The 12713-nt window shown below is 68.3% G+C and carries 9 protein-coding genes and 5 tRNA genes; 11 read left to right on the forward strand and 3 right to left on the reverse strand.

The window, feature by feature from the left end:
• Positions 1-45: 45 nt before the first annotated feature.
• Positions 46-118: transfer RNA gene (locus tag ABD989_RS01115), tRNA-Lys, on the forward strand.
• A 409-nt stretch (positions 119-527) separates the two neighbouring features.
• Here ABD989_RS01115 and ABD989_RS01120 read toward each other — a convergent pair.
• Positions 528-1214, reverse strand: a complete 687-nt coding sequence (locus ABD989_RS01120; protein ID WP_345312118.1) for a TetR/AcrR family transcriptional regulator — start codon at positions 1212-1214, stop codon at positions 528-530.
• 154 nt (positions 1215-1368) lie between these two features.
• On the opposite strand from ABD989_RS01120, the gene ABD989_RS01125 reads away from it, so the two are divergent.
• The 10 genes from ABD989_RS01125 (at position 1369) to ABD989_RS01170 (ending at position 10733) form a co-directional block, all read left to right on the forward strand.
• Positions 1369-1441: transfer RNA gene (locus ABD989_RS01125), tRNA-Glu, on the forward strand.
• 36 nt (positions 1442-1477) lie between these two features.
• Positions 1478-1554 (forward strand) — tRNA-Asp (locus tag ABD989_RS01130).
• Between the two features lie 38 nt (positions 1555-1592).
• A tRNA-Phe gene (locus tag ABD989_RS01135) sits at positions 1593-1666 on the forward strand.
• A gap of 78 nt (positions 1667-1744) precedes the next feature.
• Positions 1745-1821 (forward strand) — tRNA-Asp (locus tag ABD989_RS01140).
• A 186-nt stretch (positions 1822-2007) separates the two neighbouring features.
• Positions 2008-4668 carry a hypothetical protein gene (locus ABD989_RS01145; protein WP_345312119.1) on the forward strand — a complete coding sequence of 887 codons (2661 nt, stop codon included), beginning with the start codon at positions 2008-2010 and terminating at the stop codon, positions 4666-4668.
• Positions 4668-6107: a hypothetical protein gene (locus ABD989_RS01150; protein WP_345312120.1), complete on the forward strand. Its 1440-nt coding sequence runs from the start codon at positions 4668-4670 to the stop codon at positions 6105-6107. Before ABD989_RS01145 ends, ABD989_RS01150 begins: the two co-directional genes overlap by 1 nt.
• 3 nt (positions 6108-6110) lie before the next feature.
• A complete protein-coding gene (locus ABD989_RS01155) occupies positions 6111-7277 on the forward strand; it encodes a zinc-binding dehydrogenase (RefSeq protein WP_345312121.1) in 1167 nt (388 codons plus the stop codon).
• A gap of 160 nt (positions 7278-7437) precedes the next feature.
• On the forward strand, positions 7438-7995 hold the full coding sequence (locus ABD989_RS01160; RefSeq protein WP_345312122.1) for a YceI family protein: 558 nt from the start codon (positions 7438-7440) through the stop codon (positions 7993-7995).
• 120 nt (positions 7996-8115) lie between these two features.
• Entirely contained in the window at positions 8116-9855 is a 1740-nt protein-coding gene (locus ABD989_RS01165) for an adenylate/guanylate cyclase domain-containing protein (RefSeq protein WP_345312123.1), read from the forward strand.
• Positions 9855-10733: an oxidoreductase gene (locus ABD989_RS01170; RefSeq protein WP_345312124.1), complete on the forward strand. Its 879-nt coding sequence runs from the start codon at positions 9855-9857 to the stop codon at positions 10731-10733. Before ABD989_RS01165 ends, ABD989_RS01170 begins: the two co-directional genes overlap by 1 nt.
• Positions 10734-10829: 96 nt before the next feature.
• Here ABD989_RS01170 and ABD989_RS01175 read toward each other — a convergent pair whose 3' ends face one another.
• Both ABD989_RS01175 and ABD989_RS01180 read right to left on the reverse strand, forming a co-directional pair.
• Positions 10830-11468, reverse strand: a complete 639-nt coding sequence (locus tag ABD989_RS01175) for an alpha-ketoglutarate-dependent dioxygenase AlkB (RefSeq protein WP_345312125.1) — start codon at positions 11466-11468, stop codon at positions 10830-10832.
• Positions 11469-11505: 37 nt separating this feature from the next.
• Positions 11506-12705, reverse strand: coding sequence for a pyridoxal phosphate-dependent aminotransferase (locus ABD989_RS01180; protein WP_345312126.1), 1200 nt, complete (start codon positions 12703-12705; stop codon positions 11506-11508).
• Positions 12706-12713 lie beyond the last annotated feature (8 nt).

The following is a 12713-nucleotide window of genomic DNA, read 5'->3' on the forward strand; positions in this document are numbered from 1 at the left end:
TCTTCGCACTCGACGTCGTGCCCCGAGCACCTCGCCGAGTAGCGGGCCCCTATAGCTCAGTTGGTAGAGCTACGGACTTTTAATCCGCAGGTCGCAGGTTCGAGCCCTGCTGGGGGCACTCTCAATCCCCGCCAGGCATCTCCGAGTCGGCGGGGATTTCTTCGTCAGGGCAATCCCACGATCAGGGTTAGAGGCCGGCGGCCCTCTGCCGTCTGCTGCAGTCGCCTGCTGACTGCACCAGACGGCAGCGCTGTTTGGGCGGGGTCGGTTCGGGTGAAACAGGCAGTCGCGGTCCACGCCATCGGCTACCGGGGGCAGTAGTCGACGATCTTGGCATCGACTCCATGCGGCTACGTGAGCCAGTCATGACAGTGGGACGCTTCGCGCCGGGCAGCAAGTCGAGTCGGACGGGTCGTTGTGCGAAGCGATCTTCCGGATGAGTCGGCGGCGTCGATGGCGAGCGACCATTCCAGCCATCAGGCGGCATCCGCTACTGAAGGAGAGAAGGGGGGCGTTCGTACGGACTTTTAATCCGCAGGTCGCAGGTTCGAGCCCTGCTGGGGGCACGTCTCTTCGTCGGACGGCCGCGCGTACAGCGTCAGGAACATGTCAACGGCGAAGCCGGCGCGCTGACTGACCGTTTTCGTGTCCATCGGGTGCTCGCCGAGCAGGATCAGCAGATGGTCGTCCTGCAGCAATAGGCCCACCAACACCTTGGCGGCGACGACGGGATCGTCGATCCGCAGGTGGCCGTTGCGGTGCAGCTGGGCCAGGAAGTCGGTGAGCAGCGGGCGTTCCCCGGCGTCGGTGGCCAATAGCGTCGCACGCAGCTGCCGATTCGACAGCGCCGCCCGCGCCAGCGCGAGCGAGACGTCGCTCTGCATCGACGGGATCAGGCGTTCGGTGAACGCGACGAGCACGTCGCGGGGACTCTCGTCCGTCGACAGCGGCAGCGGCGGCGGGAACTGCGAGGTGTGCGCCTCGAGCGATCGGCTGATGACCGACTGGAGTAGTCCGTCGCGGCTGCCGAACCAGGAGTAGACCGTGCTCTTGGAGGTGCCGGCCCGGTCGGCGACGGCACTGACCGTGAAACCGTCGTAACCGTCCTCGACGAGCACGGTCACCGCAGCGTCGAGCATCGCGGCCTGGCGGGCGGCGAGCTCGTCCTGCCGGGGCCGACCGCGACGACGGCTGGGTGCAGCGGAGGCGTTCATGGCTACAGACCGTACTTTGTTCTTCCCATTGCAAGTATCAAGCGGCATGCGTGTCGTAGCGTGAAATTGCGGCGACATCGCGTCTGAACTGGCGATTTGTGATTCTCGGAGGTTGTGCCATACGCTGATCAAGCTCCCAGGTACGGGGACGCGGGCCCCCTTCGTCTAGCGGCCTAGGACGCCGCCCTTTCAAGGCGGTAGCGCGGGTTCGAATCCCGTAGGGGGTACGCTTTGCGGTGCAAGTCGTGAAGATAATTGAAGATGGCCCTGTGGCGCAGTTGGTTAGCGCGCCGCCCTGTCACGGCGGAGGTCGCGGGTTCGAGTCCCGTCAGGGTCGCCAGGTGTGGCGTCGGAATTTTTCCTGTCCGACAACCGCCCGGCCAGGTAGCTCAGTTGGTACGAGCGTCCGCCTGAAAAGCGGAAGGTCGTCGGTTCGATCCCGACTCTGGCCACGCAAGACCCCGTTTCGACGGGTAGTAGTAACCCCGGTGACGCGGGGACAACTCGTGCGAACGAGAGAATAATTTCATGGCCCTGTGGCGCAGTTGGTTAGCGCGCCGCCCTGTCACGGCGGAGGTCGCGGGTTCGAGTCCCGTCAGGGTCGCCATGGAAAACGAATAATCCCCCGGTCAATGCGCCGGGGGATTGTTCGTCTATGGGCCCGCTCACGTAGTCTTGCCTGGCAGGAACTCTCTCGAACCGGGAGCACCTCGCACCACACTGTGCGCAGCATTCGGCGTTTCGCCGCGGCGGCGTGATTCACGTGTACGACAGCCAGCACTAGGGAGGCACTGTGGCTAAGAATGACCGCATCGAATCGGACTCGAGCCCCAAGGTCGTCGACAACGTAGTGGATCGGGAATTCACCGTCGAGCGCCTCGTGGAGAACCCGGTCGAGCGGATCGTCGACAAGCCCGTCACCCTCGAGCGGATCGTCGAACGCCTCGTGGTCGACACCGTGGACATGGTGGTCGACAAGCCCACCACCGTCAGCCGCCTGGTGGAGCGGCCGGTGGTGACCATCGTCGACTCTGTCGAGGACAAGGCCGTCGAGGTCAGCCGGCTGGTGGAGCGCCCCGTCGTCAGCGTGCGCGACGACGTGCAGGACGTCCCGGTCGACATCTCCCGACTGGTCGAGAAGCCGATCGTGAACATCGTCGACGACGTGGTCGACAAGCCCGTCGACGTCACGCGGATGGTGGAGCGGCCGATCGTCACCGTCGTCGACGACGTGGTGGAGAAGCCCGTCGAGGTCAGCCGGCTCGTGGAGAAGCTGATCGTCACCGTCCTCGACGACGTGGTGGAGAAGCCCAAGCCGGTCTCCCGCATGGTGGAGAAGCCGATCGTCACCGTCGTCGACGAAGTGGTCGAGAAGCCCGTCGACGTCCCGCGCCTGGTGGAGCGTCCGGTCGTGTCGATCGTCGACGACGTCACCGAGAAGCCGATCAACATCCAGCGGATGGTGGAGAAGCCGGTCGTCTCGATCGTCGACCAGGTCACCGAGAAGCCGGTCGATGTGTCCCGCGCTGTGGAGCAGCCGGTGGTGACCTTCGTCGACGACGTGGTGGACACCCCGGTGGACGTGCCGCGCCTGGTGGAGAAGCTCGTGGTGTCGTTCGTCGACGAGATCGTCGAACGCGAAGTGGACGTGCCGCGTCTGGTGGAGAAGCTGGTGGTCTCCATCGTCGACGAAGTGGTCGACGCCCCGGTCGAGGTCGATCGCCTCGTGGAGAAGCTGATCGTCGACATCCGCGACCAGATCGTGGAGAAGGAAGTCACGATCGAGCGTGTCGTGGAGAAGCCGCTGGTCACCATCGTCGAACGCGAAGTCGAGATGCCGGTGGAACAGATCGTCGAGAAGATCGTCGAAGTGCCGGTGGAGAAGATCGTCGAGGTCCTCGTCGAGAAGCCGGTGGAGCGAATCGTCGAGAAGATCGTCGAAGTCCCCGTCGAGAAGATCGTCTACAAGATGGTCGAAAAAGAGGTCGAGAAGGTCGTCGAGCTCGTCGTGGAGAAGCCGGTGATCAAACTCGTCGAGACCCCGCGCGAGGTGATCGTCGAGCAGATCGTCGAGAAGCCGGTCGAGAAGGTCGTCGACCACATCGTCGAGCGCATCGTCGAGAAGCCCAACGTGGTGGAGAAGGTCGTCGAGCAGTCGGTGGACCGGGTCGTCGAACGCGTGGTGGAGAAGCCCAACATCATCGAGCAGGTGGTGGAGAAGCCGGTCGACCGCATCGTCGAGCGCATGGTCGAGACGCCGAACGTCGTCGAGGAACTCGTCGAGAAGTCGGTGGACCGAGAGGTCGAGCGCGTGGTCGAGACGCCGAACATCGTGGAGAAGGTCGTCGAGAAGCCGGTCGACCGCGAGGTGGAACGCGTCGTCGAGATGCCGAACATCGTGGAGAAGGTGATCGAGAAGCCGGTCGACCACGTGGTCGAGCGCGTCGTCGAGACGCCGAACGTGGTGGAGAAGGTGATCGAGAAGGCCGTCGACCGCGAGGTGGAGCGCATCGTCGAGGTCCCCAATATCGTGGAGAAGGTTGTCGACCAGCCGGTCGACCGCGAGGTGGAGAAGATCGTCGAGAAGCTCAACATCATCGAGAAGGTGATCGAGGAGCCCGTCGACCGCATCGTGGAGCGGGTCGTCGAGACGCCGAACGTGGTGGAGAAGATCGTCGAGAAGTCGGTCGACCGCGAGGTGGAGCGGATCGTCGAGACGCCGAACGTGGTGGAGAAGGTCGTCGAGCAGCCGGTGGAACGGTTCGTCGAACGCATCGTGGAGAAGCCCAACGTGGTGGAGAAGATCGTCGAGAAGCCGGTCGACCGCGTGGTGGAACGCATCGTCGAGAAGCCCACCGTGGTCGAGAAGGTCATCGACAAGCCGGTGCAGCACGTCGTCGAGAAGGTCGTCGAGCGCCCGGAGATCACCGAGAAGCTGGTGGAGAAGCCGGTGACCCGCGAGTTCGAGAAGGTCGTCGAGAACCCCGTGCTGGTGGAGAAGCTGGTGGAGCGGGAGATCAACCAGGTTGTCGAGCGCGTGGTGGAGAAGCCCGTGTTCATCGATGTGGAGAAGGTCGTCGAGCGCCCCGTCTACGTCGAGGTCGAGAAGATCGTCGAGAAGCCGGTCGAGAAGATCGTCGAGGTGGTGGTCGAGAAGCCGGTCTTCGTGCGCAAGGTGGTGGAGCGCGAAGTGGAGCGGGTCATCGAGGATTCGACGGCGCAGCGCACCGTGACCCACCAGGCGCGCGGTGGCGTGGACCCGGAGGCGCAGTACCTCGAACGCGGGGACCTGGCCGACAGCAAGTGGCTCGACGCGCACACCGGCGCACACCCGGAGGACGGTGTCGCCGGGTCCTCCTCGCCCGAACTCGAGGTCCAGGGTCCGCTCGACCCGAAGTGGGCCGTTCCGAGCAACGACGACGATGACGACACTCCGCGGGGTCGGCACTCCTAATGCGGGGGATTCGGGGGCGGCGCGGCCGCCTGGGAATCGTGCTGGCCGCCTTCGTCCTGGTGTGGACGGCGCTCGCGGCACCGTCGGCGCACGCCGACCTGCGGTCGGACGGCCAGGCGGCGATCGACGCCTACGTCGCGGACGGGGCACGCAGCGCCGCTCTCGGAGCGCCACGCGGATCGCTGCGGACGGTGCGTCCGGGCGGTGTGGCGCAGGCCTACGCCAACGGGACCGTCTACTACTCGCCGGAGACGGGCGCGCACGCCGTCCTCGGCGCCATCCTCGCGCGGTACCGGGCGGTGGGCGGACCGGCCGCCATCGGATTTCCGACGCAGGACGAGCAGCAGGCCGGGGAAGGACGGTTCAGTGTCTTCGGGGAACCGGGGACCGCGGCCATCTACTGGAGCCCGAGCACCCGCGCCTCGCTGGTGACCGGCGGAGTGCTGCGTGCCTGGCAGGCGTCCGGTGGGGTCGACGGCCCCTTCGGCTACCCGACGTCGGACACCGCCTACACCGGGCGGGCCGACGAGTCGGAGTTCGCCGGGCCCGACGGCACCGCGATCGCCTGGTCGTCGACCAGCGGACTGACCACGGTGCCGGCCGAACTCGCCGCCGCCCACCCGGACATGGTGCTCGCTGCGCAGACGACCGAGGCGGAGCCGGCGAGCAGCGCGGCTGCGGCCGCTCCGGCCGCCGAGCAGTCGTGGTGGCAGAAGTGGTGGCCGTGGGTGGCGATCGCCGCGGGCGTGCTGCTCGCGCTGATCCTGCTTGGACTGCTGATCCGATGGCTGCGTCGCCGGAAGGCCGCGCCCGAGGTGCCGGCACCGGTGGTCGAGAAGAAGGCCGCCGACAAGAAGGCTGCCGAGAAGAAGAAAGCTGCTGAGAAGAAGGCCTCGCCGGAGAAGCCACCGAAGAACAAGGCCTCGAAGAAGAAGGCCCCGAAGGTGGAGGCCGCCGGGGTGCCCGCGGCGCTCGTCGCTCAGGAGGCGGTCGCTGCGGAGCCCGCGTCGGCCCCCGAACCGGAGGCGGAAGCCGAACCGGAGATCGTCCTCAGCGACGAGACGGCGCTCGCGTCGGCGCTGGTGGTGGCCTACCCGGACGAAGACGCTTCGGCGCTGACCGTCGCCTATGTCAACAACGCGCTCGGCAGCGACCGCGGCGGCGACAGCGATGCGACCCACGCGTGGCTGCATCGCTCCGAGGCGGTCCCAGAAGAGTCGGGCGCAGAAGAGTCGGGCGCAGAAGAGTCGGGCGCAGACGAGCTGAATGCGGAAGAGCCGGACGCGGCGGCGTCGAATGTAGGAGAGTCGGACGCGGAAGAAGCTGACTCGGCAGATCCGGATGCAGAAGCATCGGACCCCGCTGCGCGGGAAGCCGCCGAACCGGATTCGGACGTGCCCGACACGGACCTCGACGACGGGGCCGAACACCAGGAGTAGTGCATGAAAGCAGCAGTCTGCCGCCAGGGCGAGTTCGCCGTTCAGGAGATCGAGCGGCCCGTTCCCGGGCCCGGGCAGGTGCTGCTGAAGGTGCTGCGGGCCGGTATCTGCGGATCCGACCTGCATGCGCGGGTGCACGCCGACGACACCGCCGAGTTGGTCACCGAGATCGGCTACGACCACTTCATGCGCACCGATCAGGACGTGGTCCTCGGCCACGAGTTCGTCGGCGAGGTGGTCGCGTACGGCCCCAAGTGCCGCGAGCGCTGGCGGGTCGGAACGCGGGTGGTCTCGCTGCCCTTCCGTCGCGACGAGGCCGACGACGTGCAGCTGACCGGACTCTCGGCCAAGGCGCCGGGGGCCTTCGCCGAATACCTGCTGGTCGACGAGGCCGTGACCATGCCCGTCCCGGAGGAGCTCGACTCCGATCTGGCCGCCCTCACCGAACCGCTGGCCGTCGGCTATCACGCCGTGGCGCGCAGCGAGATCGGTCGCGGCGAGGTGGCCGTCGTGGTCGGGTGCGGCCCCATCGGGCTCGCGGTGATCCTCATGCTCAAGGCGCGTGGGGTGCGCCGAGTGGTGGCCAGCGACCTGTCGCCGGCCCGTCGTCGTCTCGCCGAGCAGTGCGGCGCCGACGTGGTGATCGATCCGGCCGCGCAGGACTTGGCCGCGGCGCTGGGGGAGCACAGCATGCACTTCCAGACCGGTCCGGCGCTCATCGACTTCGCGCTGGAGTCGATGCGCAAGCTCCAGGTGATCCCCGGTCTGCCGTGGTGGCGGCTGATGGCTCTCGGTGCGCGCCTGGGGCAGGTGCCGAAGGGGCCGGTGGTCTTCGAGTGCGTGGGCGTGCCCGGCATGATCGACCGTCTCTGCACCGACATGCCCTATCGCTCGCGGATCGTGGTGGTCGGCGTCTGCATGGAACCGGACGTGATCCGCCCGGCACTGGTCTCCAACAAGGAGATGGATCTGCGGTTCGTCTTCGCCTACGACCCGGACGAGTTCCGAGCGACGCTGCACCTGATGGCCGACGGCAAGATCGACGCGCGGCCGTTGCTGACCGGCACCGTCGGGCTCGGCGGGGTCACCGCGGCCTTCGCCGCGCTCGGCGACCCCGAGGTGCACGCGAAGATCCTCATCGACCCGGAGTCGTCGTCGAGCAGCGTCTGAACCCGCATGGAGTGTGAGGTGCGCCTCAAAACAGGTCCGGGGGGAATCAATCGGACCGGGGTCCGGTTATCCTTGCTGTGGGTCGCAAGAGGCCCCCCGGAACCAAACGCCTTCCCGGCGTTGGTCACCGCACAAACACCTAGCTTCAACAGGAGACCTCATGGCCGCCACGCTGAACGCCCTGCCCCTGATCGCCGCCGGCACCTGGAACATCGACCAGGCCCACTCGACCGTCGGTTTCTCGGTCCGCCACCTGATGGTGTCGAAGGTCCGCGGCGAGTTCACCGAATTCTCCGGCGCCATCCAGATCGCCGAGGACGGCACCCCCTCGGTGGAGGCCGTGATCGACGTCGCGTCCATCACCACCAAGAACGACCAGCGTGACGCCCATATCCGCTCGGCCGACTTCTTCCACGCCGACGAGTTCCCGAAGGCCACCTTCGTGTCGAAGTCGGTCACCCCGAAGGGCGACGACTTCATCCTCACCGGTGACTTCACCCTCAAGGGCGTCACCCGCACCGTCGACCTCAAGCTGGAGTTCAACGGCACCAACCCGGGCATGGGCGCGGGCCAGGTGGCCGGCTTCGAGGCCAGCACCGTGATCAACCGTCGCGACTTCGGTATCGACATCGAGATGCCGCTGGAGACCGGTGGCAGCGTCGTCGGTGACAAGATCACCATCACGCTCGAGATCGAGGCCGTGCTCGCCGGCGCCTGATCGTCCGCGGCACAAACGCCATAGCCTGAGCCCTCAGGCACCCTGCACCTCCCGCGCTTTGGGTAGTCTCACTCTGTTGCCCAAGTCGCGGGAGGTGTTGTGCCCATACAGCGTTCGCGCGTGGCACTGCACGCCGTCGCCGACCGGCTGGAAAGTCTGGGGCCGCGGCACTGGGTGACGTCGATCCTGGGCGCCGCCGGTTCGCCCGCCGAGCGCGAACAGTGGCTGGCCGCGGACTGGCAGGCGCTCGACACCGACCTGCGCCGCCGGCTCGTGGACCGGGCCGCGTTCGTCGCCTTCCTCTTCGGAGTCTTCTCCAAGCTGCTCATCGGCTTGGAGACTTTTGCATTGGTACTCCTGGCCTTCAACGGTGGGCGGATCTCGCTGCACGCCGACATCAGCCACCCGGCGTTCTTCGACATGCTGATCTCGGCCGTCGTCGGCACCGCCGCCAGCACCGTGGTCGCGGTGCTGCTGATGCGGCCCCAGTTCGCCTGGTTCATCGCCGGCGCACCCGCCGACCCGGCGCAGCGCCGGGCCGTGGCCCGCATTCCGATCCGGCAGGTCGGGGCCGACCTGGTCGGCTGGGCCGTCAGCTTCGTCACCTACGCCCTGATCGCCGACGTCAGTGACTTCTTTCTGGCCATCGTCGGCGGCGCGTTCGCGCTAGCCGCGATCACCTCCTGCAGCCTCACCTACCTGATCGCGGAGACGGCGACGCGGCCGTTAGCCATTCTCGCGCTCAGCGGCACCTCCGAGGCGCGGGTGGTGCACGGCGTGCGCGAACGCATGGTGGTGGTCTGGGGCGTGTCCTCGGCGGTGCCGATGGTCGGCCTCATCACCATCAACGCCGGCCGCTGGGCCGAGTGGTTGCCGCCCGCGGCCGGACCGCTCGACTGGGCCTCGGTGGCCCTCGCGCTGGTCGCCCTCACCTCCGGCCTGAGCATCGTGATGCTGGTGGGTCGGGCCATCACCGACCCGCTCACCGAGATGCGCAAGGTGATCGAGGGTGCGGCGGAAGGTGACTTCAGTCGTCGGGTCGCCGTCTACGACTCCTCCGAACTGGGCATCCTGCAGACCGGACTCAACGACCTGCTCGACGGTCTCAGCGAGCGCGAGCGCATTCGGACGCTGTTCTCCAAGCACGTCGGCGACCGCGTCGCCGAGCTCGCCATCGCGCAGGGCGAAGAGATGGTCGGCACCAACACCGACGTCGCGGTGATCTTCGTGGACCTGACCGGCTCGACGGCGTTCGCGGCCGAAGGCGATCCGCGGGAGACGGCGGCCGTGCTCAACGTCTTCTTCTCGGTGGTGGCCGAGGTCGTCGCCGAGTACGACGGCCTGATCAACAAGTTCGAGGGCGACGCGGCGCTCGTGGTGTTCGGCGCGCCCACCGCCCTGGCCGACCCGGCGGGCGCCGCGCTGGCCGCCGCCCGCGAGCTGGGCGACCGACTCGGCGAGAAGGTTCCGCTCGAGTGGGGGATGGGCGTCGGCTACGGCCGCGTCTTCGCCGGTAACATCGGCGCGGAGAACCGCTACGAGTACACGGTGATCGGCGACTCGGTGAACGAGGCCGCGCGGCTGTCCGATCGGGCCAAACTGGGCGGCTCCCCGGTCTACGCCAGTGACGCCGCGGTCGCCGCCGCCGACCCGGACGAGGCCCGCCACTGGCAGCCGCTGGAGCGCGTCCTGCTGCGGGGGCGCAAAGAGTACACCGAGATCTACGTGCCGATGGAGTTGGCGAAACGGGCCGAACCGCCCACATTGGGTAGCGTGCTCTCGGAGTTGATGAAGCTGCCGGCCCGTCGGGCGCGGTGGCCGCACGTTGTGGATTCACCGAGGAAACAGGAGAAGAACTGATGGGTGATTGGTCGACCGCGGACATGCCGGATCAGCGCGGGCGACGCATCGTCGTCACCGGCGCGAACAGCGGGCTGGGGGAACAGACGGCGCGGGCGCTGGGACGCGCCGGCGCCGAGGTGGTCCTGGCCTGCCGCAATGTGGCGAAGGCGCAGCGCGTGGCCGATGAGATCGGCGAGAACGCGACGGTGGCGGCGCTCGACCTCGCCGACCTGACGTCGGTGCGGGCCTTCGCCGACGGCTTCGAGGGCGCGGATGTGCTGATCAACAACGCCGGAGTGATGGCGCTGCCGCTCGGGCGTACCGCCGACGGCTTCGAGATGCAGATCGGTACCAACTTCCTCGGCCACTTCGCCCTCACCGGACTGGTCCTGGACCGGATCGGCGAGCGCGTGGTGACCCTGTCGTCGCTGGCGCACAACGTTGCGCGTCTGGACATCGACGACCTGAACTGGGACCGCCGCAAGTACAACCGCTGGGTGGCGTACGGCGATTCGAAGATCGCCGACCTGATGATGGCGCTGGAACTGGCCGAGCGGCTGGAGAAGGCGGGCTCGTCGACGATCTCGGTGGCCGCGCATCCCGGCTACGCCGCGACCGAACTGCAGACCCGCACCGAATCGCTGGTGGACTGGGTGATGAAGCTCGGCAACGCCACGCCGCTGGCGCAGTCGGCCGCCGACGGCGCCCTGCCGACGCTGTACGCGGCCGCCGCGCCGGAGGCGGTCAACGGCAAATTCTACGGGCCTGCCCAATTCGGCGGTCTGCGCGGTGCGCCCACCGAGGCCGGCTACCGCAGCGTGGCCGACGACGCCGCCGTCCGCGGTCGCCTCTGGTCGACCGCCGAGGAACTCACCGGCGTCAGCTTCGACATCTGAGCCGCCGGAGAAGTTTCATGTCCTGGTAGGTACCTCTGCGGTACCTACCAGGACATAAAACTTTTCGCAGGCGGCAGCGGTGGTACTGAACAGCGCTCAGAGCACGCCCGGCGGGCGGAACTGCACGGACATCCGCGGCCCGGCACCGGGCGCTTTGGGGACCGCGTGGTCCCAGGTGCGCTGGCAGCTGCCGCCCATCACCAGCAGGTCGCCGCTGCCCAGGGTGAAGCGCAGGGAGCGGCCGCCACCGCGCGGGCGCAGCGCCAGTACGCGCGGTGCGCCGAGGGAGACGATCGCGACCAGGGTGTCCCGGTAGGCGCCGCGGCCGATCCGGTCGCCGTGCCAGGCGACGCTGTCGCGGCCGTCGCGGTACAGGCACAGGCCCGCGCTGGCGAAGCCCTCGGGCAGCGCCGACCGGTAGTGGTCGGTCAGCGCGGCGCGGAGCTCGCCCAACAGCGGATCGGGCAGGCGAGTGTCGGCCGGGTAGGCGGCGGTCAACCGCGGTACCGGCAGCGTGGCGTCGTACATGCGGACCTGCTCGGCGCGCCACGGCACGGACCGGCGCAGTCGGTCGAACAGGCCGACGGTGCCGGTGAGCCAGCCGGGCCGCAGATCCACCCACGCGTCGGCGGCGAGCGCCCGACGGGTGATGCCGGTCGCCAGCGGGTGCACGGTCGGCGCATCGTCGGCCGTCGCGGGGGTGTCGAAGAGCGAGTCCTGGATGCCGGTGCTCATGGCGCCAGCATACGCCAGGTATCGAACGGACGTTCTACTATCTCGCCAGGGTGCGCAGCCGGCGGGCGGCTTCGACGATCACGTCGTCCTGTTTGCAGAAGGCGAAGCGGACCAGGTGGTCCCACTGCGGATTGGCGCGGTCGTGCCCCGGGGCCGGATCGACGAAGGCGCTCGCGGGCACCGCGGCCACCCCGACGCGGGCGGGCAGTGCCCGGCAGAGGGCGGCGCCGTCGGTGTAGCCGAGCGGCCGCGGATCGGCCAGCACGAAGTAGGTGCCGTCGGTGGAGTGCACGCCGAAACCGGCGTCGGCCAGCGCCGCGGACAGGGCCACCTGCCGTCGGGCAAGGTCTCGCGTCTGGTCGGCGACCCACGCCGATTCGGTGCGCAGGGCCAGGGCCACCGCAGGCTGGAACGGCCCGCTGCCCACGTAGCTCAGATACTGCTTGGCGCCGCGGGCGGCGGCGACCAGGTCGGCGGGCCCGCTGATCCAACCGACCTTCCAACCGGTCACGTGGAAGGTCTTGGCGGCGCTCGAGATGCGCAGGGTGCGCTCGGCCATGCCGTCGAAGGTCGCCAGCGACCGATGGGTGCGCTCGCCGAAGACCAGATGCTCGTAGACCTCGTCGGTGATCGCGACGACGTCGTGCGCGATGCACAGGCGCGCGATCTCGGCGAGTTCGTCGTCGGTCAGCACCGTGCCGGTCGGGTTGTGCGGCGAGTTCACGATCACCGCGGCCGTGTTCGAGGTGAACGCGGCGCGCAGGGCATCCAGATCGAGGCGGAAACCGTCGCCGTCGGGCACCAGGCCGGCGGTGCGTCGCACGGCCCCGGCCAGCGCCACGGTCGCAGCGTAGGCGTCGTAGTACGGCTCGATCATGATCACCTCGCGGCCCGGCTCCACCAGTCCCAGGACGGCCCCGGCGATGGCCTCGGTGGCGCCGACGGTGATCAGCACCTGCGTGTCCGGGTCGTACTGCAGGCCGTAGTCGCGGGCCTGCTGCTCACTGACCGCCTCCCGCAGCGCCGCCACGCCGATGCCCGGCGGGTACTGATTGTGGCCGGTGGCGATGGCCTCCTGGGCCGCGGACAGCATCGAGGCGGGCCCGTCGGTGTCCGGAAAGCCCTGGCCGAGGTTGATGGCGTCGTGCCGGGCGGCCAGCGCCGACATCTCGGCGAAGATGGTCTCGGCGAACGGCTGCAGGCGCCCGACGAGGGGCGCCGACTGCTCCTGGGTCATGGGTGCTC

The sequence above is a fragment of the Gordonia alkaliphila genome (assembly GCF_039542465.1).
In the GTDB taxonomy this organism is placed as follows: domain Bacteria; phylum Actinomycetota; class Actinomycetes; order Mycobacteriales; family Mycobacteriaceae; genus Gordonia; species Gordonia alkaliphila.

Bases quoted from the DNA above. Each gene is read 5' to 3' on its own strand.
- ABD989_RS01175 (WP_345312125.1), bottom strand. From the start codon at position 11,468: ATGAGCACCGGCATCCAGGACTCGCTCTTCGACACCCCCGCGACGGCC.
- ABD989_RS01120 (WP_345312118.1), bottom strand. From the start codon at position 1,214: ATGAACGCCTCCGCTGCACCCAGCCGTCGTCGCGGTCGGCCCCGGCAG.
- ABD989_RS01180 (WP_345312126.1), bottom strand. From the start codon at position 12,705: ATGACCCAGGAGCAGTCGGCGCCCCTCGTCGGGCGCCTGCAGCCGTTC.
- ABD989_RS01160 (WP_345312122.1), top strand. From the start codon at position 7,438: ATGGCCGCCACGCTGAACGCCCTGCCCCTGATCGCCGCCGGCACCTGG.
- ABD989_RS01170 (WP_345312124.1), top strand. From the start codon at position 9,855: ATGGGTGATTGGTCGACCGCGGACATGCCGGATCAGCGCGGGCGACGC.
- ABD989_RS01150 (WP_345312120.1), top strand. From the start codon at position 4,668: ATGCGGGGGATTCGGGGGCGGCGCGGCCGCCTGGGAATCGTGCTGGCC.
- ABD989_RS01155 (WP_345312121.1), top strand. From the start codon at position 6,111: ATGAAAGCAGCAGTCTGCCGCCAGGGCGAGTTCGCCGTTCAGGAGATC.